Genomic DNA, 20,319 nt, shown 5'->3' with positions numbered 1-20,319 from the left:
CCGGTGCCTGCTGTACGCAAACCGAGCCGGTAGGGTAACCGCGCGGCCTGGATAATGTTGACGGCCAATGATTCTCCGTGGTGGAGGTGGGATGACGCGGGTCTTCCTGAGTCATTCGAGTCGGGACAACATACGAGCCGTCGCCCTCGTGCGTTGGCTGGGCGAGCAGCGGCCAGGGCTGGCGGGAAATATCTTCCTGGACTCGGACGAGAAGGCGGGGATCCCCCCGGGCGTGCGCTGGCGGGATGCGCTGCGTCGCGTCATCACTCGCTGTGAAGCGGTGATCTGCTTGACTTCCCGGGATTGGCATGCGTCCACCGAGTGTGTAGCGGAATATCTGACAGCGGAGAACCTGGGCAAGCGCATCTACTGCGCGGCACTGGAACCGGTGACCGATCTCGATGCCACCCGCGCGTGGCAACGCTGTGATCTGTTCGGCGACGGTCCCGTCACGGAGATTCCGGTCGACGGCTCTCCCGAACCGGTGCGTTTCCGTACCGAGGGCTTGCGCCGGTTGCTGGCCGGGTTGGGCGATGCCGGAATCGGCGCCGAGAATTTCCCGTGGCCGCCCGCGAATGAGCCGGACAGGTCGCCGTATCGCGGCTGGCAACCGTTCGACGCGGTGGATGCCGCGGTGTATTTCGGTCGCGACGCGCAGATCAGGCAGGGCTTGGATCGCCTGCGTGGGATTCGAGCGGCCGAGTCGGAGTCGTTGTTCGCCGTGGTGGGCCCGTCGGGTACCGGGAAGTCGTCGTTCCTACGCGCTGGGTTGTTGCCGCGGTTGGTGCGTGAGGACCGGCAGTTCCTGGTGCTGGGGCTGGTGCGGCCGGAAAGGCACGCGCTCACCGGTGCGCACGGCTTGGCCGCTGCGATCCACGCCACCCGGGTCCGGCTGGGTCTGACCGCGCCTGCGCTCGGAGACATCAAGGCCGCCTTGCCCGCAGACACCGATCGGATCCGTGATTGGCTGCTCGAAATGCAGCATGCCGCGCGAGACAGGCAGCTCGACGACGGGGCCGCACCCCCTCCCACGCTTCTGCTGCCGATCGATCAAGCAGAGGAGTTGTTCGTCGCGGACGCCGGTGTCCAGGGTGAGCAATTCCTTGCCCTGCTCGGCCGGTTGCTCGTCGCGCCGCAAGACGAGGCCGTGCGACAGCCGCCGATCATCGCGGTGCTCACCATTCGCACCGATCGCTACGAACAGTTGCAGAACGCGCCCCAGCTCGACGGTATGCGGACCTACGTGTTCAACGAGTGCCGGTGTTGCGGCCGACCGCGATCCGCTGCAACCGATCGCCGCTGTCCGTAGTAACGGCGTCATACGGCTGCGCGAAGCCGCGACCGCCCGGCAGATCGGCCCCGCGCTGACCGGAGATGGCAATGGAGTGCGCGACATCGCGTTCAGCCCGGACGGGAGCCGGATGATCTTCGGCGACGCCGACGGCGCGCTACGGCTGCGGGACACGACCACCGGAGAGCAGATCGGTGTGCCCTGGAACGGCGACGGTGGCAGCGCGGTGGTCGCGGTGTCCTTCAGTCCCGACGGCAAACGTGTCGTCAGCGCGGACTCCAATCACGCGGTGCGGCTGTGGGATACCACCACCGGCCGACCGATCGGAACGGCGCTGACCGGCCATACCGATCTGGTTGCCGACGTGGTGTTCAGCGCGGACGGCACCGAGGTCGTCTCCGGCGGCCGCGATGGCTCGGTGCGGATCTGGGATGTGGCGAGCATCGCGCTCGCGTACCAGAGTTCGGCGTTCGACGCGCTGGCGGTGAGCCCGGATGGTAGCCGGATCGTGTCCGGTAGCGAAGACGGCGTCGTCCAGTTGTGGGATGTTCGTTCCGCACAGCCGATCGGCAGGCCGATGACCGGGCACACCGGCGCGGTGACTCAGGTAGCCTTCAGCCCCGACGGAAGGCGGATCGCCTCCGCGAGTGTCGACGGCACCGCACGGTTGTGGAACGCCGATACGGGAAAGCTTTTCGGCGGCCCACTCGTGGGCCCCCGTGGAGTGCTGTCGGGTGTTGCCTTCAGCCCCGACGGCGTGCGCCTTGTGACCAGCGGCGAACGTAGGTGGCGCTGGTGGGATGTCGAAAGCGGACAGCCCCTCGACTCGCCCCCGGCGATCGGGGATGCGCTGATGGGTACCGCCGTCACTGTCAGCCCCGACGGCCGTCTTTTGGCCGCAGGCAGCGATCAAGTCCCTTCGGTGCTGCTGTTCGATGTCGCGACCGGTATACGGTCGAGCTTGCTGTCCATGGGTACCACCGGAAGCGTGCAGAGCGCGGCGTTCAGTCCGGACGGAAAGACGATTGCCTCCACCGCCGACAGTCGAATCATCATGTGGGACGCAGCCTCCGCGAAACAATCAGCCATATTTCAAGGGCACACCGAGGCCGTGTCGAAGGTAGCCTTCAGCCCCGACGGGCGCGTCCTCGCATCGGTCGGTCTCGACCGGACCATCCGGCTCTGGGACATCCCGAGCGGGCAGCCCCTCGCGGCACCGCTCACCGGCCACACCGCCGCGATCACCGACGTCGTCTTCCTGCCCGACGGCAAGACCATCGCCACGAGCGGTGTCGACGGCACGATCAAGCTGACGCCGGTGTACTCCGCCGATCCGGCGAGGATATGCGCCAAGCTCACGGTGAACCCGAGTCCCGAGGAATGGGACGACTTCGTGGCGAAGGCGATCCCATATACCGAACTCTGCCCAGGTCTACCGCGCGCTGCCACGCCCTGAGTACCGATGACCGGCCCCCAAGACTCCTACCTGCGCACCCTGGTCCAGGAAGCGGGTGAGGAGGTGCCCGAGGGCTTGACCAAGGCGGAGGCGTCGCAGCTGATCGGCAAGTTGCAGCAGCGCACCGGCCGCGGCGCCTGACCGGCCGGTCCTTGCCGCCCGACCGCGGGTGTTGGACCAGACAGCGCTCGAGCAGCAGGTGGCGAACCTCGTGTAGGGCGTGGGTGACGATCCCGCCGGGCGGGTGACCTGTCCTGGTTCTGTGGTGGTCGAGGTGGGTAAGCAGTTCGAGTGCCAGGTCTGGAGTTACCTCCATTCGAAGGAGGTCCGGGTCGAGATCGTCAGCGACCAGGGCGAGATCTCGGTGAACCGTTCGTAGCACCCCTGTCGATGCCTTTCTCGTCCTGCTCGGCGAATTCGTACCGTTCGAAGCGCACGTTGCGGCGCGTGAGTTCATCGACGGCCGCTTCGATATCGGGGACGGGAAAGTTCAATACGGTGAAGGTCGCGGGCGTGTGGCCCGGCTTCGGGTACACCAGGACCGTGCCCCCGCCGCCGAGGTGTAGCTGGAGCATCCCGTTCTCCTCGGAGACTCGTATCCCGAGCGTCTCGGCGTAGAACCTCTTGGCCGCCTCGATATCGTCCACCGAGAATCCACTGAACGCGCTGCTGTCGGTAAGCATCACTCGCCTCTCTAGGTCATCGCAGCCCGGTGCTGCTCATCGAATCGAACGTAGTCGCCATCGGAGTCGACCAACCCCGGCCGCAGCCCCGCCCCGGCAGACTCGATCGGCACGACCGTAGTGGTGTCGTTGTCAGGTGTTCAGCGGAGCGGTGGGCGGGAAGGTGACCGGCAACTCGGTCAGTGCCCGATGGAAGGGCCCCGGCCGCCAGTTCGGTGTCTGGTCCGGCAGGTTCAGTTCGATCTCCGGCAGTGCGTCGAGGAGTTGGTCGATCGCCTCTTGCGCGATGAGATAGGCCAGGGGTCGCGCCGGGCAAGCGTGCGGGCCGAGGCCCCAGGCCAGGTGGGAGCGATTGCCGGTCAGGTCACCGGTCCGGATCGCGGGATCGTTGTTGCACGCGGCCATGCTGATGACGACGGGCTGGTGCGCGGGCAGCCAGACGCCGTCGATGAGAATCGGGTGGCGGGGATAGGTGATCAGCAGGTTCGCCAGGGGCGGGTCGTTGAACAAGACCTCGTCGAGGGCATCGCGAGACGACAGGTTGCCGCCGAGGAAGCTGTCGCCGAAGCGCTCGTCGGTGAGGATCAGCAGCAGGGTGTTGGTGATCAAATTGAGCTCGAATTCGATCCCGGAGCCGTAAACCTGGGACACATGATGGGACGCCTCCACGTCGTCCAGCCGGGCGGGATGCTGGAGCAGGACCGAGGTGATGTCGCGTTGCGGTTCGGCGCGTTTGAGTGTCACCAATCGCATCAGCGCCTCCCCCAGCATCTGATTGCCCTTCTCGGCGTCGACACCCTCGAGGAGGGCAGCGGTACCGGCGGCGACCTGCCCGCCGATATCAGGCGGGCAGCCCAGCAGATAGTTCACGACTTCGAATACGAGCGGGAACACATACTGGCGGATCAGGTCGGCATGGCCGTCCTGGCAGAAGGAGTTGATCAGCGGAACGGCCAGTCCCTCGACGACGGCGTGGAGGGCATACAGATCGACCTCGTCGATGCTCGCGGTGATCGCCCCTCGGTAGCGGGTGAAGTCGGACCCGGTGCTGCGACTGGCCATGGGCCGCCACTCCAGGAGCGGGAGGATGGGGCAGTCGGCTGGGATGTTCTTCTGCCAAGCGCGCGGGTCGGCGGGGAAATGCTCGGGATCGTTGAGGATTCGCACCGCGGTGCCATAGCCGATCACCAAGGTGGCGGGTACCCCGGGCGCCAACTCCACCGGCGCCAAAGACCCGTACTGCCGTCGCATTTCGCGGTAGGCACGGTGGGGCTCGGCGGCGAACTCGGGTGAATACAGGGGCACCCGTGTGTCGTCCGAATCGATCGGCGAACCGTGCACGACCGGGCACGACGGCGCTGGAACCTCGGACTGCGGCGTACTCAAGAAGCAAACTCCCAAACTGTCGGTATGCACTGCACGATTGCTGATATACGGCTCACCGCTCGAGCGAGGAACGGGTCGCCGGGGTTACGTCGGAACCGGTCGATGGTATAGCGCGCACGCATCGGGCTCGTCAGCGCACGAAACGTGCTGACCAGAATGTTTTTCGGTCCCGCGCGGCCGGACTCTCGTCCGGCCGCTACACAGCGATGGGCAGCGGAACAGAGTTGTATCAGACTCCGAGCGCGTCCAGCGAATCGTGATCGTCGATGGCCGTGGTGATTCGCTTCAGCAGCGTCAGGCACGTCTCCACCGGTTGCATCTCGGGCTGATACACCGCCCTGCCGATCGTGAACGCCCACGCGGCGTAGGCGAACATCGACTGTTGCCGGTAGGCCAGCCATGCGTCGTCGAACGCCGGGGCCCGGCCGTCGAGGGGGCCGAGTTCGTCGAGGTAGGCCGCCAGCAGTTCGCGGTCCCACGCCCGGCGATCCTCCGGCTCGCATCCCGAGTTCACGGTGTAGGCGAAGTCGTGCGCCCAGCCACCCCGCATCACCACCTGCCAGTCGACGAATCCCATTCGCCCGGAACCGGTTCGGTAGGTCTGGCCGATGTGCGGGTCACCGTGCAGCAGGGTCTGGGGCAGCTCGTTCGTCGCCTTGTCGATCGCTCGCTCGACACCGGCCCACAGCCGATCCGCCTGGCCGTGCAGCGCCTCGGGCACCACTTCCTCGGCCCGGCGCAGTCCGACCTCGCAACGCTTCTTCATGTCGATGGCGGCGAGATATGCCTGCAGCGCTTCGGTCGTGGTTTTGAGGTCCGTGATCGAGGGGTGCATCCAAAAGGTGCGGTGCAGCCGAGCGAGATTGCGCACCAGATCTTCGATCTGATCGCGGGCGATCGGTGCGTTCGGCTCGATGAACCGCGCACCGCGGGTCGAGGCGATGTCTTCCATCAGAGCAATCGAACGCCACGATCCGGCGTCGGCGGCGCCCCAATAGCCGAAAGGGGCCTCCATATCGACCTGAGGCCGAAAGTCCCTGAAGAAACGGGTCTCGCCGTCGATCATTTTCCCGCCGCCGAGCAGAATCCGCTGCGAGAAGGCTGTTGTCGTCTTCGCGAAGAGATCGGTCGGCAAATTCGCCCGCTTGCCCGCGTCGTTGTACTCCACGCGTATCGCTACGCGAGTGGAGGTTCCGCGGCTGCCGTTGGAGGTCTCGAACGAGAGCACCTCGGCCCCGGGGACATCGCGGCACAGGACGGCCGTCAGCCACCGCGGTGTCACCGTTTCGCCGGACACCGGGACGTCGTCGACATCCCGGGCCTTCGGCCGGAAGATCTTCTCGCCCATGATGTGAGCACCGACCGTGACAGACCGTCCGAGCAGCCAGAGCTTGTGGTTCATTCGCTTGCCTCGATTCCGGGATTCGACTCGACCGCCCGGGCGACTGGATGCCTGGCGCACGGGCCCGCAGGACAGTAACCCATGCTCTCGAAACGCCCTTCCGCCGATGCGATTGCCGAACCCGCTCGGCGAGAACGGCTCCGGGCTGACATGCGCACGAACCCCACCGGACTTCTCACCCGTGGGATGAGCGGGCCGTCGGGCAGCCGACCCCGGCAGGGGCGACCCCGAAAAGCCACCGCCGAACTCGGGCGTGCGCATCCGGCCTCGGATGCGGCAACGGCGAAGGGCCGTCCGCGTCACCTGGTACGACCGCGTATCACTCGCGCCGAGCGGACTTCGCGGCCTGCGCCGCGTCCTTTTCCGCCTCGTCGAGCTTGCGGGTGTCCCGCGGTTCGGCGAAGGGCTGCATGTCCTCCGGCAATCCCTGGGCGATGGCTTTGCCGTGATCGAGTTCGGCGTTGATCTCGGCTCCCAGCAACAGCGCGATGTTGGTCAGCCACAACCACACGAGGAAGATCACGACACAACGCCGAACTCACCCGCGGCGTGCGCTAGGGTTCGAACCCGTGTCCAAGCTGCGGCGGCGCGTGGCCGAGGCTGCGGAAGCGGCTCTGGCCCAGCGCAAATACGTGTCGGCGGTCGATGTATTCGCCGTTCTGGGGTGGGTGCGATCCAGTCATGTCGACCGCTGGCGGCAGGGGCAGGTGCGGTCGTTGGAGCAAGTCACGGCGGTGGACGGGCGGCGGATGCACGACGCGGCGCGACTGTTGAGCGAATGGGCGCGCGAGCACGACCTCACCGCGAGTACAGCGGCGTATCTGTCGGGCGGGCGCGATCGCGAGGCGCTGCGGTTCGTCGACAACGGCGAGGACGAGATGTTCCGGGTGCACTGGCTGTCGGGGAAGCTCACCCCGGCGCAGCGCGAACAGGTCGTCCAACGCCACAACCGTGCCCCGGATCTGACGGTGGTCGAGGCCGCTGAGCCGTGGACCTGCGCCGAATGCGCCGAAACCGGCCCGTATCTGATCACCTCCGCCGCCGGACCGCTGTGCCTGACCTGTTCGGATCTCGACCATCTGGAGTTCCTGCCCGCCGGGAACGCGGCGCTGAGCCGGCGCGCTAAGAAGGAGAGCACCCTCGCGGCCGTCGTGGTCCGCTTCAACCAGCGACGTAAGCGCTACGAACGGCTCGGCGTCCTTGTCGAGGAGGCCGCCCTGACCCGCGCCGAACAGCAATGCCTGGCCGACGACGACGCCCGCGCCCGCCGCCGCGAGCGCGACCGCGTCCGCCGCGCCGCCCAGGACGTCGAATACTGCGCCCGCATGTCCGACGAAATCCGCCGGCTGTTCCCCGGCTGCCCCACCGATCGGGCCACCGAGATCGCCGAACATGCCGCCGCCCGCGGCAGCGGCCGGGTAGGCCGCACCGCCGCAGCCAAACTTCTCTCCCCCGAAGCGCTCACCCTCGCCGTCATAGCCTCCATCCGCCACCGCGACACCGACTACGACCACCTCCTCATGACCGGCATCCCCCGTCCGGAGGCCAGGGTCCGAATTCGGCCCACCGTCGACCAAGTGCTCGAAACCTGGCGCGGCTGAGACGCGACCGCGTCACATACTGACGCCCACCGCATCCAGCGATCGGCACGCGCAGAGATCACCGACTACTGCGATCGAATGTTTCCGTCCCCTTCGATCGGGACTTGAACGTGTGATGACGCGGTAGACGCAACGCCACACTGCCCTCGGTGTGGCCGGGGACGGCCAATACTTCCGCCCCACCGCCGAAGTCGAGTACCTCACCATCGCGCAATTCGCGATGCACAGGGGACGGGCGCGACGTCGGGCCCAGTTCCAGGGCCTCGGCGATCGGACGTTCCCAGTCGCGCAGCACTGGCGCCGGTTGCGGGCGTTCGCCCCGCACGATATCGGCATCGGCGTGATGGACCCAGATCTCCGCTCCCCACTCGGCCAGGTCGGCCGCCGATCCGATGTGATCGTCGTGGGCATGGGTGAGAATCACGCGCCGTACGCAGTCAGCGGTGAAGCCCAACGCATCGAGACCTTTTTCGATCTCTTCGGCCGCGCCGGGCAGCGCACAGTCGATCGGCGTCACCTCCGCGCCGTCGTTCCACACATAGACGTTGAGGTCGTTGACCTCGGCAAACCGCAGCGCCGAAAGCTGGGGCGACACAGACACGATCTCCACACGGCGAAGCTACCCGCGACAAGGCGCTCTACCCGCTCGATCTGCTTCAGGCAGCAAGACAACGCATCGGCGTCGACAATGCGCTACGCGATGGTCCTCGTCGGCTTTCGGTCGGTACCCCGCCAGAGCCTCGCGGCCGAAGTCGCAGAAGCCAGGGCAGAAGATCTCACGATGATGACCACTCCGTCGATGAATGGTCGCGAGTCAGATCCGGGTGCCGATGTCGCGGGCGACGATATTGTCCATTGCGCGTTCGGCGACCGCGGCGATGGTCATCGACGGGTTGCACGCCGCGGTGTTGCCCGGCATCAACGCTCCGTCGAGGACGTAGAGTCCCGGTTGGTCGTGCACGCGGCCGTCGAGGTCGCAGACCACGCCCATACCCGCCCCGCCCAAGGGATGCCAGGTCGACGGGAACAGGGCATTGGTATCGAGCAGCATGCCGTCAGGACCGGCGATCCGTTGTACGGCGGGGCCGATGTGATTGTCCTGGATGTAGCTGTCACCGTCGGTGGGCCAGTGCAGGATCGCCTCGTCGCGTGCGGAATCGTAGGTGAACGCGCCGCGTCCGTCGCTGACGCCGTATCCGACCATCATGGTGCTGCGAGGGTCCAGCGACAAAGGCGGGATGGATGCCTGGATCACCGTGTGGGCGGCATGCGGATCGTCCCAGTTCTTGCTGCCGTAGACCACCGGTCCGCCCTGGGGAGCGCCGAATTCGGCGGAGGGATCGGTCCAGACGTAGATGCGGTCGGCGTTGGTACCCCAGCCCTGGCCCAACCCGTCCGGCAGATCGCGGATGAGCCCCTTGGCGCCCGCGCGCACCAGCAGGCGGGTGGTGTTGAGACTGCCCGCCGCCAAGATCAACGCGCCGGTGGTGAGGATCTTGTTCTCGACCACCGTGCCGGTGGTATCCAGGCGCTGCACATGCACGATCCACCGGCCGTCGGATGCGCGTTCGACGTCGGTCACCTCGTGCAGGGTTTCCACCCGCACCGATCCGGTGGCCTCGGCGGCGGCGATATAGGTGACATCGACCGAGTGCTTGCCGCCGTTGTTGACGCCCATCGCGCCGTCACCGTTGGTGTAGGACGGCTTCATCTCCCCGCGCAACTCGGCCAGCGCGAAATCCCAGTCGATGGGCATCGGGATCTTCGACAACGGCATCCCCGCCCGCCGGACACGATCGGCGAAAACTCGCGCGGCCCGGTAGTTGTCGCTGGCGATCAGCTCGTCGGGCGCCTCGGCCAAGCCCAGCATCCGGGCCACTCGCGGATAGTGAACCTTGTTCATCAGTGCCCAGTCCAGTTCCGCGGGGAAGTGGGTGTCGAACACCTCCTGCGTTGGCTGTAGCGACATTCCCTGGTAGACAAGGGAACCGCCACCGACGCCCGACGCGCACAGGGCGGTCATGTTCACTCCCGGCACCGCTTCGACCAGGCCGGTGTAGGGCTCGAACACCATCGGCCGCCCGAACAGATTCGGGCTGGAGCGACACCACAGCAATCGCTTGTCCGGTGACGAGGCGCGGGGGAACGTCTCGGCATTCGGTCCGGTGGTCCAGCGCATGCCGCGCTCGAGCACGGTCACGGGGACGCCCGCTTGCGCCAGGCGCAGGGCACTGACTCCGCCACCGAAACCGGAGCCGACCACCACCACGCGGTGCTCCTCGTGGGTCAGCGCGACGTTGTTCACCTGTGCGGCGGCGGGGACGGGTGTGCGGGCGGCCAAGGCAGCGGCACCGGTCGCGGCGATACCGGTCAACAGTGACCGGCGCGAAATTACTGGCATTACAGATCCTTCGGTGGCAAATACATGTCGAACCACGTCCTGAGCGTCGTGCGAGCCGGGTTCCGACTGCCGGATCAGGTGGTGCGCGTGGCAAGGCGATCTCCGCCGCAAGCCGGGTGAGGCCGACTCGGGCGGTCGGAGACCTCGGTCAGCGCCGATTCGAGCCCGGCGCGAGGGGCGGTCAGTCGAAAGCGCAGCCGGTGACGGGTTTGTCCGCAAGGCGATCGAGCAGGTAGGTGATCGCGTTGTCCGGCCCGAAGCCATCGATCATCTCCGGCCCGAAATGATTCGGGATAGTGGCCCCGGGAAGGATCGGCGGCAGATCATTGGTGCGGAAAGTCACCGTGGCGCCCTTCGCACACCAATCCTCGGCCAGCTGACGCGCTTGACCGTAAGGGACGGTGTCGTCGTTCAAACCGCTGGTGATCAACACCGGCGACGCCGGGGTGAGATTACCGATACGCAACTCGGCCAGCGCGGGCCCGGCCTCGGGAATCGCCGCCAGATGCTCGCTCAGCGAACGGCCGTCGTTGGTCAGCGAACTGGTCTTCAGAAACGGGTGACGGATGATGATGTCGCCGATGCATTCATCGCTGAGCGTCTCCAACATCGCCCGCCCCGCGGGCGTGGTGATCCGATCGACAGCCTTGTTCAAATCCGGGTACCGCGCGAGCAGACCGTTGATCGCGAACCCGATGGCACCACCGATCAACGCGCCATCGATACGTTCCAGGATCGCCGCCAGGTCCGCCACCGGCCCGCCTGCCCAAGTGCCCTTGAGGTCGAGTTCCGGCGCGTAGTCCGGTTGCATCTCCGCCGCCGCGGCGGTCGCTCCGCCGCCTTGCGAGTAACCCCACAGCACCACCGGGGTCTCCGGTCCCACACCCGCCAGATTATGAGCCGCGCGCACCCCGTCGAGCACCGCGTGCCCCGCCTCGATCCGGTTGGCGTAGGTGTGAATCCCCGGCGTGCCCAGACCGATGTAATCGGTCACCAGCACCCGCGCACCCAGCCCGCTCCACACCGCCGAAGCCGGAAATTCCTGATTCGCCGACAACCCCGGCGAAGGATCCGCGAACACCGTCAACCCGGTGGAGAACGCCACCGACATCGCACAGCGATCGCCTTGCCCCGACGTACCCGGACCGATCACCACCGTCGGACGCGGACCCGGCCCCTGCCACGGTCCCGTCGCATCGATGAACGTCCCGGACACCGCCACCGGCGACCCGTCCTGCAACCGCGAGGTGTACATGACGTGCTGCGCCTTGCCCGGCCACCCCTTGTCCGTGGGCAGCGTCGCGAACAGCGCCATCGGCGCGGTCTTGATGATCGCGCCTCGTTCCGACGGGATCTGCGCGGGCGGAAGGTAGAAATCTCCGACCGGCGCGGCTGCCGCCTCCCGCGTGTCGACTCCCACCACAGTCACCACGGTGACGCACACCGCGGCCACCACCCCCGCCACCGGAGCGGCCCAGCGCCGACCCCACCGGGAACGCCCATGCTGTCGTTGCATCGATCAACTCTCCGTGAACTCCACCCGGCACCGTCGCCGGGTGTCCTACGTCGCAATAGCCGATTGACATGAACTACGTCACAGCATGCGACCCACGGAACGGTAACATGGTTACCCAAAGGTTGGAATCGCGTCATCACCATCCCCTGAAGGTCGGCGGGAAATCGGTCCGAGTAGGTCGGCGCGGGCGGCCGACGGGCTGAGGTCGACCCCGGGTATCGCGCGAGTTCGAAGACCTCGCGGTGGTGGCCCGCGCCTTGCGGACGACCAGGATCGCCGCCGATTGCGTCTGAGGAGGTCGGCGTCCTCGACTCGCCGCACTGTGGGTCATCGCGGGACCGCGACAGGGGCGGAGGGGCCGCAGTAGGGAGTGGGGATGGACAACGGCCCGATCAGCGGGGGCTCAGCGGTCTCCAGCGGATCGCGCCGCGGGGCGGGAGGCACGGGGTCGTCGGGCGGGCGTGGAGCGTCGCGCGCGCGGCAGGGAATGAGTGTGGTGTCGCGGTCTGCGCAGTCCGCGTGTAGATACGGTTCGGCGTAGTGCAGTGACCGGCGGCCGGTCGCTCGTCCGGATCTCGCCCACCGGCGATCCTCGACGATCGGACAACACCGGGAGTCGACACCGACGGAAGCCGACCGGCAGGCGGTGTTCGTCAGGCCCACCTGTGTAGCAGCGGAGGAGCAGTGGCCGCGGTTTGCGCACGCCGCCTCCGGGAGGGCGCGCAGGACGACCGACAGCCCGGTTGCGCCGAGCCGGGCCCCGCTACGAGATCGGCTCCGCCGCACGGCGATACGCGACACCGTGGGAGAAATCGACTGATTCGATCATGAATTTGTATCCGAAGTGAAGATCAAATGGTGTTACCTCGGCACAATATATCGTTAGCCAACTATTAACGGTGATTATCGCCACAATAACGGAAGTGGATTTATAGATCTCTTTTTCCTAACGTTGCTGGTGCACGCCATATGGCGTTGTTATCCAACTGTGAAAGGAAGCTTCGTACATGTTCTCTCGCAAGGCCCTGATCGCCGCCAGCAGCATCTCCGCCGCCGCCCTGTTCTTCGGCCCTGTCGCGGTGGCCTCCGCCGCCGGAACCGGCGCCGGTTCCGCTGCCACCGGCTCCGCTGCCACCGGTTCCGCCTCGGGTTCGGCCGACGGCGGCTCGTCCACCGGTTCCGCCGGTTCGTCCTCCGGTTCCGCCATGCTCGACTCCGGCAGCTCGGCACTCGACGGCGGCACCTCCGCGATCGTCAACATCATCGATGCGATCACCGGCGTCCGGGACCTGAACCAGCCCCAGCCCGCCGCCTGATCCGGCCCCGGTAGCTCACCACTTCCTCCGAGCCACCGCTCGGGACCGGCATTTCTTCTCACCGCCACGCTGCGCATCAGCGATACACGTACCATTGCAGTGTATTTGCCAGATTTCTAATATTCATTCGACGTGCCAGCGTAGCCACGGCGAATGAACCCCGGCGATTACATTTGCCTGCCAAGGAGATAGCGCCTTCACGCTATGAGCGCGGGGCTTCCTTGAACACCAACTGCGGGACCGGTGGCGAAATCGAATCCATCGCTACCGGGAATCGCGGACACAATGGACCGGCGCCACCGACCGGACGATCGCCGTGCCGGCCTACCGGCGCCACGCTTCATTCCGCTGGCTCCACGACCAGCCCGAACACGGCGTCAGCTGGGCTGACGAATCTGATGGCTCGGCCCCGCCGGGCTGACGGGCGATTCGGCCGACAGTGGAGTCATCTCAGCCACCGGACGGCCCGGAGTCGTTTGAGCCCGGTCGGCGAGGCTGCGCCGATGCTCGGCACGGCTGGGCCTCGACGCCACTTACGCCGCTCGAATATGCAGGTCAGATGCCTACGCGGGGGTCGCTTCCGCGCAGCGGCATCAAATGTGACGAAGTTCGGCCATGGAATGTGATGCAGGCCATTGCCCGAGAAAGGCACGGTTGGGCATTGTCAGCGATTCGTTTCGGAAAGAACCTCGTTGGAGATCCCGAATGACCGACCACAATTTCGCTTACGACCTCACGCTGGACGAGGCACGACGGCGCAGCGCCGTCCTCGCGGCACTGGGGGACGACTGGGATCCGGTCACGGTGCTCGCCGAGGAAGATCTGGCGTACGACATGCTGTACTCGAATCTCGATGATGAGCAGCAGCGAATCTACGAGGAACTCGTCCGATCCGGGATCCTGCCCGATCGGACGACGCGCGATACCGCCTGCTGATCTCACCGCCGAGCACAAACCACGGTTCGTTGTGTTACCTCCGGTTTCTGATCCGGATTGCGGTTGCCGAGCATATTTCTTCGGCGACGCGGGCCGCGGCATGAAGGCGTGACGAACGTCAGCCTGTCGTCCACGCATTCGGCACCGACGGTAATGACAACCTCCGCCACCGTCTTAACACCTGAACATGAGCGGGCTTCAGGTAGACGCTGGTGGGTGTGGCATGGAGGTTGTGTTCTGCTTGCTCGAGACGCAGGCGTCCGTGTCGGGCCGATATGCGCACTTCGAACCCAGCAGCGGCGTGTTCCAAGGCACGCTTCGATCCGGTACTGCGCGAAAGCGCTCCAACGGGGCAGGACGTGGCGGTCGATTCCGGCGGCCAGCTGGGCGACAACAGGTCAGTCGCCGAGGTCCAGCGTCGGCCTCGGCAGTCGGCCGCCACGACCAGGTTGCGTCTTCCGGCCGGTGACGGCCTTCCGTGTGTGGGATCACCATGGGGCCTGACTATTCGGCGCCGCGACTGGTGAAGTCGAAGGATCCGCCGTCGATGCCCCAGGAGATGATCCGTTCGGGGTGAATTCGGATGACCGCGCGTTCCTGGGGTGGGAACGGTGGCTCCTCGTCATCGAGCGCCTCGGCTGTGCCACGTACCTCGATGCCGCGAATCACATATGGCTCCAATGAAACCTGTTGGTCGATCACGAACGACACCCGGCTACCCGCCTCGACATTGCGGTACTTTCGACTGGCACGCATCCCCATGCCCCCGATGTCGATCGTGCCGTCGGCGTTCATCCGATAGCTGGTCGGGTTGTTCTGCACAACGCCTTCGGGCGACACCGTGGCCAGCCGACCGATCCCGGCCTCCGCGAGAAACCGCTGTTCATTGATAGTGAAGGTCATGTCAGTTACTCCTTGGTGATTCGATATCTGGTGCCCCGGCGATCAGCCGGAAGGTGTCGGGTGGAGGAGGCAAGCTGCCTACTCCGCGCGACACTGCCTTCCCCGTGTTCTGAGATCAGAACAGAATCAGCGCGGCGCACAGTCCGGCAATGGCAATGAACTGCAGGGTGACCCGATACTTCAGAATGCTGTCCCACTTGTCCTGCAGCGCACGGGCATTCGCCGGGATGATGCCGCTCTGCGCAGCGGCGGTCTGTTGGGAATTGATCGGTTTGGCGACGCGGACGTAGAAGGCGAGCCAGGTGAACAGTGCCGCCACCGTGATCCCGGCCGCGATCGCGGCGCCGACCTGCCCGGCCAACAGTGCGATCAGCAGTGTGAGCACGGCGGTGACCACGCCGCCCGCACCGACAATCGGCATGCGCTTGTCGCCGTAGTAGTGACCCCAGCCCGCACTCACGGTCACAGTCGCGTCATCGAGCTTGCGGTACACCGACCGGGTGATCACGGCCACGCTGACATCGGTGCCATAGACGATGGCATTGGAGAGAACGGCGGCGGCGGCGATGACCTGGCCGGTGAGAATGAGCATTTCGACTTCCTTTTCTAGCAACGTTAGAAACTGGAGCAACGGTAGCAGTCGTCCGCTATGTTGTCTAGCCTTGCTAGATTTCAACCGCGCGCCGCAGCACGCGCTCCCGCACGCTGCGTCCTCCCCGGCTCATGCACCGGGGAGGACGGCGCGTCGACCCCGTTGCCCATGAAGCTGTCGGGGCATATCTCGGTGCACAGCCTCGCGAAGTACGTGAGGTGTCCGACGACGGGCTACCGCGCTATCAGGCTGACAGTGACACTGCTGCGCGGCGGCGGCCCGATGGTGTTCGAGGGGTGCAGTCCGACACGGCGCGGCTGGTGGCGACAAGCATCCGCGCCCATGCGGTCGACCAGCCGCGCCATCGGCTGGGGCCCGTGGCCTCGGCAGAGGCCTATCGGGTCCATTGGTCGAGCAACACTGCCAGGCGGGCGTCCCGCTGCGCCGGCCGCAGACGTCCACCGCGGTCCAGGGTCGCCATGCCGTGCAGGGTGCTCCAGCCGACCTCGGTGAAGGTCTCCGGATCATGCTCGCCCGCGAACGGCGAGAAGGCCGCGAACATGACGGCGAACGCGTCCCGCAGTGGCTGCGAGGCATTCTCGCCGAACGCGAGGTTCACCTTCATCAGAAACATCGCGTCGTAGAGCGCGGGCCGCGCGGTCGCGAAGTCGAGGTAGGCCCGCGCTACCGCCGCCAACGCCGCGCGCGGCTCGCCGCCCGCGGACTCCAGCGCCGCGCGGCTCCACGCGGCCATCTCCGCGATCCCTTCCTCGGCGACCGCCGTGACGATCTCGTCCTTGCCCGCGAAGTGTGAATACAACACAGGCTGGCTGTATTCGATCCGTTCCGCCAGTCTGCGCACAGTCACCGCGTCCCAGCCCTGCGACTCGGCCAGTTCCCGGGCGGTGTCGATGATCAGCCGGTGCCGTTCGGCACGTTCCCGTTCTCGCCGCGTCTGGGTCGTCATAGGCCGATTTTAGCATTGCTATACCATCTAGTGTCACTAGATCTAGGATTCATCAGCACAGCGACGACGGCCGCGGCCGCAGCGCGGGCCGGGTCGACCATCGCGCCGATCGAAGCGGTGTTGATGACAGTGCAGCCTTGACCGATCGAAGCCGAACGCACAGCGTCGTCAGCCACCTCGCGTATGTAGCGGGACCAGGGCTGCCCGTTGTTCAGTGAATCGAACCCAACACGACTTCATGCGACCACTGCTCGTGCAACACCCGCGCCAGAAGCGAATCCGTCGACGCTACGCAAACCGGCAGTCGCGCGGGATCTTTCACGATCGCCTCCACCGGCGATCCCAGCATCCCCCACGGCGGAATCTCGTTCGCCAGATAGCCTTCGACGCGCAGCTGAGAATAGCCCGCACCCCACCAAGATTCGCAGATCGACCGAAACTCGGCGGTCGCTGGAAGTCATGACCGACCGATGACGTCGCGAAAGACCCCGCCCGGCGATGAGGCCGGACGGGGTCGAGTGTCCCCCAACGAACGAGACGTCGGGTTCTTCGCCGCTATCTACTTCGCCTGAACAGGGGGCTGGTTGATAGTGGTGAAGTACTGGATGGCGGCGCCGATGGCGACCGGGGCGGTGACCAGTATCTGGCCCGCGATGGTGCCCAGAGCGCCGATCGCGATGATGCCGCCGAGGCAGCCGATGGCCGCGGCCGGGATGAACGCGCCGAACAGGCCGACGATCGCCGCCGAGGCGACGGTAGCGCCCGCGATGCCGCCGAGCACACAACCGACGGCGCCGCCGCCGATGCCGCCGACCAGGGTGCCGATGGTGGCGCCCATGGCGATGGTGCTGGTCATGCGCGACCAGGCGGCCTGCTCACGGTCGTATTCGTTCTTCCACGGCGCCTTGTCCTCGAACGGCAGGGCGACCGGCTTGTAGGTCGCGTGCGCCATGTCGAACTGCGGGGTCAGTGTCGCGGAGCGACCGGCGATGTCGGCCACGATCGGGAACTCGAAGTCATCGACCCGGAAGGTCAGCGGCATGCCGGTGAGCACGGTGCCGTTGACGGCCTTGACCTTGAACACACCGTCCTCGACGACCATCGAGCCGGCATCGGTCGTGACGATGGACTGGGTATCGGTGGCGTAGGCGGTGAAGTCGACGGCGTCGTCGCTGTCGGGCTGCGCACCGGCCGAGCCGGAGGCGATCCCGACTGCGGCGACCAGCCCCGCGGCCACCGCAACGATTTTCCTCATCCTTGGTTCTTTCCTCTCGGTTTCTCACAGGAAGCGGCTACGCCGGGCGCGCCGCACACACCCGCCGCGGTTACGGCGGGCAGGTCAGAGGTCGAGGACGATCGGGCCCGATCTGGCCCGCGAGACGCACAGCATCATCGTGTCGCCCCGCTCCCGCTCCTCCTCGGTGAGCAGCTCGTCCCGGTGCTCGATGTCGCCGGACAGCACCGCGGTCTCGCAGCTGCCGCAGGTGCCTTCGCGGCAGGAAGTGACGATGCCGATGCCCGCGGACTCCAGGACGTCGGCGATGGACTGGTTCGCACCGATCCGGAAGGTCTGCCCGCTCGCCGCCAAGCGCACCTCGAACGGCTCGTTCGGAGCGAACTGCAATTGGCGCGGCACGAAACGCTCGACGTGCACCGGCACCCCGCGGCGCGCGCCCTCCTCCTCGGCGGCGGCCAGCAGCGGCTCCGGCCCGCAGCAGTACACGAGGGTTTCGGCGAGGTCGGCGAAGATCTCGCCCAGTGGGAGCAACCCGTGCTCGTCCTGCGGCAGCAGATTCGCCCGCGGGTAACGCTCCGCGATGGCGTCGGCGAACGCCATGTGGCCCCTGCTGCGCCCGCCGTAATACAGCGACCAGCGCGCACCCGCCGCTTCCGCGGCGCCCATCATCGGCAGGATCGGCGTGATCCCGATGCCTCCGGCGAGGAAGACATACCGGTTGGCGCCGCGAAGTTCGAAGTTGTTGCGCGGCATGGACACTCGCAGCACCGAGCCCGGTTGCGCGGCGCGGTGCAGATAGGCCGAGCCGCCGCGCCCGTCTGGTTCGTGCAGCACCGCGACGCGCCAGCGCTCCCTATCGTCGGGATCGCCGCACAGCGAGTACTGCCGCACACCGGCGGCGCCGACCGCGACATCGATGTGGGCTCCCGGTGTCCACGACGGCAACTCTCCGCCGTCGACGGGGGCCAGCTCGAGCGAGAACACGCCCTCGGCCTCGTCGCGGCGGCGCCAGACTCGCACCGCTCTGTCAGTCATATCCGTCCCCTAGCCCGGCAACGTCTCCGCGATCACCGTCGCCGAGATACGCCGCCACCGCAGCGGGCGAATGGGCAGTCGATTCGCACAATCGACGTTGACTATCGCCCGCTCCCCCGGACTCGCGCCGCCCCGAGACTGACGCCATGACCACTGTGGCGCAATTGGTGGACAAGACCACCCAATTCATTCGGGACCAGGTCGTTCCGGTGGAACGCGAGGTCGTCGTGGACGGGCGGGTGATGGACGACGCGCTGCGGCTCGAGCTGCAGAAGAAGGCCAAGGACGCCGGCGTCTTCGGCCCGCTGTCGGATCCGCGGTACGGCGGCCTCGGCCTCGACACCCGAGCCCAGGCCCAGGTGCTCGAAGCCGCGGGCGCCAGCCTGCTCGGCCCCATCGCGGTGAACGCGTGGGCGCCGGACGACGGCAACATCCACCTGCTCGCGCACGTCGCGAACGAGGAGCAGAAGCAGCGCTACCTCGCACCGCTGGCCGCGGGCGACGTTCGCTCCGCGATCGCTATGACCGAGCCCGGCCCCGGCGCCGGATCCGATCCCGGCATGCTGCTGACCGTCGCCGAGGAGACCGATTCCGGCTGGGTCATCAACGGCGCCAAGCACTTCACCACGGGCGCGCAGGGCGCGGCGTTCACCATCTGCGTGGCGCGCACCGGCGACGGCCCGACCATGTTCCTGGTCGACCAGGACAACCCCGGATTGCGGGTGGGCCGCCGCATGCCGACGCTCGACCACACCAGCGCGCCCGGCGGCCACTGCGAGGTGACCTTCGACAACTGCGAGGTACCCGAATCCGCCGTGCTGGGCCAGGTCGGCCAGGGACTGGCACTCGCCCAGGTCCGGCTGGCGCCCTCACGGCTGGTGTTCTGCATGAACTGGCTCGGGCTGGCGGTGCGGGCGCATCGGCTGACCATCGAACACATCGGCACCCGCACCTCGTTCGGCGTCCCGATCGCCGAACACGGCATGGCCCAAGGGCTCATCGCCGACAACGAGATCGACATCGCCGCCGCCCGCGGCGTGATCCGCACCGCCGCCGAGACCATCGACGCGCAAGGGCCGACCTCCTCACAGGCGCGGCACGAAGCGTCGATCGCCAAGACGTTCGTCTCCGAGGCGGTCTGGCGGGTCCTCGATCGCGCGGTCCAGTTGCACGGCGGGCTCGGTGTCTGCGAGGACCACCTGGTCGCTCGCTTCCTGGTCGAAGCCAGGGCCTTCCGGATCTACGAAGGTCCCTCGGAAGTCCTGCGCTGGTCCATCGCCCGCCGCGCCCTGCGCACCAAACGCTGAAGGAGACGTCATGACCACGCGTGAGATCGCCGGCTTCGCGGCTGCCTATCCCGAACTCGATTGCGACACCGTCGATTACGAATACCTGCGGGCGGTGTCGCAGGAGATGGTCCCGTTCGGCCGTCACGTCGGCACGCTGATCACCGAGATCGGTCCGGAACGCGCCGTCGTCGAGATCCCCGCCGTCGGCACGGTCCGCAACCACATGGGCACCGTGCACGCGGGCGCGCTGTTCACCGCCGCGGACATCGGCGGGGCGGCCGCGTTCGTCGGCGCCGCGGCCGCTCGCC

At 66.8% G+C, this 20,319-nt stretch carries 21 protein-coding genes; 9 read left to right on the top strand and 12 right to left on the bottom strand.

Features of this window, described 5'->3' with window-relative positions:
* Positions 1 to 91: 91 nt before the first annotated feature.
* The 4 genes from NA8_RS02860 to NA8_RS35660 all read left to right on the top strand — a co-directional run bounded on the left by NA8_RS02860 (position 92) and on the right by NA8_RS35660 (position 3,126).
* Entirely contained in the window at positions 92 to 1,309 is a 1,218-nt protein-coding gene (locus NA8_RS02860) for a toll/interleukin-1 receptor domain-containing protein (RefSeq protein WP_169810451.1), read from the top strand.
* Entirely contained in the window at positions 1,191 to 2,747 is a 1,557-nt protein-coding gene (locus tag NA8_RS02855; protein ID WP_369690241.1) for a WD40 repeat domain-containing protein, read from the top strand. Before NA8_RS02860 ends, NA8_RS02855 begins: the two co-directional genes overlap by 119 nt.
* A 6-nt stretch (positions 2,748 to 2,753) precedes the next feature.
* Entirely contained in the window at positions 2,754 to 2,888 is a 135-nt protein-coding gene (locus NA8_RS32390; RefSeq protein ID WP_084466471.1) for a DUF3072 domain-containing protein, read from the top strand.
* Positions 2,889 to 2,967: 79 nt separating this feature from the next.
* Positions 2,968 to 3,126: a DUF4333 domain-containing protein gene (locus tag NA8_RS35660; RefSeq protein ID WP_157106493.1), complete on the top strand. Its 159-nt coding sequence runs from the start codon at positions 2,968 to 2,970 to the stop codon at positions 3,124 to 3,126.
* Here NA8_RS35660 and NA8_RS02850 read toward each other — a convergent pair.
* From NA8_RS02850 to NA8_RS02835, 4 genes are all read right to left on the bottom strand, one after another.
* Complete coding sequence (locus NA8_RS02850; protein WP_063048789.1) at positions 3,089 to 3,430, bottom strand: VOC family protein; 342 nt, start codon at positions 3,428 to 3,430, stop codon at positions 3,089 to 3,091. The two genes, NA8_RS35660 and NA8_RS02850, sit on opposite strands and share 38 nt — an antisense overlap.
* A gap of 132 nt (positions 3,431 to 3,562) precedes the next feature.
* A complete protein-coding gene (locus NA8_RS02845; RefSeq protein ID WP_063048788.1) occupies positions 3,563 to 4,816 on the bottom strand; it encodes a cytochrome P450 family protein in 1,254 nt (417 codons plus the stop codon).
* 229 nt (positions 4,817 to 5,045) lie between these two features.
* Positions 5,046 to 6,218, bottom strand: coding sequence for a phosphotransferase (locus NA8_RS02840; protein ID WP_063048787.1), 1,173 nt, complete (start codon positions 6,216 to 6,218; stop codon positions 5,046 to 5,048).
* A 319-nt stretch (positions 6,219 to 6,537) separates the two neighbouring features.
* Positions 6,538 to 6,741: a hypothetical protein gene (locus NA8_RS02835; RefSeq protein WP_063048786.1), complete on the bottom strand. Its 204-nt coding sequence runs from the start codon at positions 6,739 to 6,741 to the stop codon at positions 6,538 to 6,540.
* A 46-nt stretch (positions 6,742 to 6,787) separates the two neighbouring features.
* On the opposite strand from NA8_RS02835, the gene NA8_RS02830 reads away from it, so the two are divergent.
* A complete protein-coding gene (locus NA8_RS02830; protein WP_063048785.1) occupies positions 6,788 to 7,819 on the top strand; it encodes a DUF2293 domain-containing protein in 1,032 nt (343 codons plus the stop codon).
* Between the two features lie 58 nt (positions 7,820 to 7,877).
* Here the strand turns inward: NA8_RS02830 and NA8_RS02825 are convergent, their stop codons facing one another.
* From NA8_RS02825 to NA8_RS02815, 3 genes are all read right to left on the bottom strand, one after another.
* Entirely contained in the window at positions 7,878 to 8,414 is a 537-nt protein-coding gene (locus NA8_RS02825) for an MBL fold metallo-hydrolase (RefSeq protein WP_169810450.1), read from the bottom strand.
* A gap of 219 nt (positions 8,415 to 8,633) precedes the next feature.
* Complete coding sequence (locus NA8_RS02820; RefSeq protein ID WP_063048783.1) at positions 8,634 to 10,220, bottom strand: GMC oxidoreductase; 1,587 nt, start codon at positions 10,218 to 10,220, stop codon at positions 8,634 to 8,636.
* Between the two features lie 181 nt (positions 10,221 to 10,401).
* Positions 10,402 to 11,736: a lipase family protein gene (locus NA8_RS02815; protein WP_063048782.1), complete on the bottom strand. Its 1,335-nt coding sequence runs from the start codon at positions 11,734 to 11,736 to the stop codon at positions 10,402 to 10,404.
* Positions 11,737 to 12,743: 1,007 nt separating this feature from the next.
* Here NA8_RS02815 and NA8_RS35450 point away from each other — a divergent pair.
* Both NA8_RS35450 and NA8_RS02805 read left to right on the top strand, forming a co-directional pair.
* Positions 12,744 to 13,052: a hypothetical protein gene (locus NA8_RS35450; RefSeq protein WP_063048781.1), complete on the top strand. Its 309-nt coding sequence runs from the start codon at positions 12,744 to 12,746 to the stop codon at positions 13,050 to 13,052.
* Between the two features lie 705 nt (positions 13,053 to 13,757).
* Positions 13,758 to 13,988 (top strand): DUF6400 family protein, encoded by a 231-nt coding sequence (locus NA8_RS02805; protein ID WP_063048780.1) that lies wholly within the window; start codon positions 13,758 to 13,760, stop codon positions 13,986 to 13,988.
* A gap of 504 nt (positions 13,989 to 14,492) precedes the next feature.
* Here NA8_RS02805 and NA8_RS02800 read toward each other — a convergent pair.
* The 5 genes from NA8_RS02800 to NA8_RS02780 form a co-directional block, all read right to left on the bottom strand.
* Positions 14,493 to 14,891, bottom strand: a complete 399-nt coding sequence (locus NA8_RS02800) for a PPOX class F420-dependent oxidoreductase (protein ID WP_063048779.1) — start codon at positions 14,889 to 14,891, stop codon at positions 14,493 to 14,495.
* 115 nt (positions 14,892 to 15,006) lie between these two features.
* The gene (locus tag NA8_RS02795; protein WP_063048778.1) at positions 15,007 to 15,483 is read right to left on the bottom strand and encodes a hypothetical protein; all 477 of its coding nucleotides are present in this window, start codon (positions 15,481 to 15,483) and stop codon (positions 15,007 to 15,009) included.
* A gap of 394 nt (positions 15,484 to 15,877) precedes the next feature.
* Positions 15,878 to 16,450, bottom strand: a complete 573-nt coding sequence (locus NA8_RS02790) for a TetR/AcrR family transcriptional regulator (RefSeq protein WP_063048777.1) — start codon at positions 16,448 to 16,450, stop codon at positions 15,878 to 15,880.
* A 559-nt stretch (positions 16,451 to 17,009) separates the two neighbouring features.
* On the bottom strand, positions 17,010 to 17,705 hold the full coding sequence (locus NA8_RS02785) for a DUF8020 domain-containing protein (RefSeq protein ID WP_063048776.1): 696 nt from the start codon (positions 17,703 to 17,705) through the stop codon (positions 17,010 to 17,012).
* Between the two features lie 84 nt (positions 17,706 to 17,789).
* Positions 17,790 to 18,722 carry a PDR/VanB family oxidoreductase gene (locus tag NA8_RS02780; RefSeq protein WP_063048775.1) on the bottom strand — a complete coding sequence of 311 codons (933 nt, stop codon included), beginning with the start codon at positions 18,720 to 18,722 and terminating at the stop codon, positions 17,790 to 17,792.
* A 146-nt stretch (positions 18,723 to 18,868) separates the two neighbouring features.
* Here NA8_RS02780 and NA8_RS02775 point away from each other — a divergent pair, with 146 nt between their 5' ends.
* On the top strand, positions 18,869 to 20,029 hold the full coding sequence (locus NA8_RS02775; RefSeq protein WP_063048774.1) for an acyl-CoA dehydrogenase family protein: 1,161 nt from the start codon (positions 18,869 to 18,871) through the stop codon (positions 20,027 to 20,029).
* A 10-nt stretch (positions 20,030 to 20,039) separates the two neighbouring features.
* A partial coding sequence (locus NA8_RS02770; protein WP_157106492.1) for a DUF4442 domain-containing protein occupies positions 20,040 to 20,319 on the top strand: 280 nt, incomplete at its 3' end.

Origin of the sequence: Nocardia arthritidis NBRC 100137, from assembly GCF_001612765.1 — a bacterium.
Taxonomy (GTDB): Bacteria; Actinomycetota; Actinomycetes; order Mycobacteriales; family Mycobacteriaceae; genus Nocardia; species Nocardia arthritidis.
This window is presented reverse-complemented; position numbering and strand designations above follow the sequence as displayed.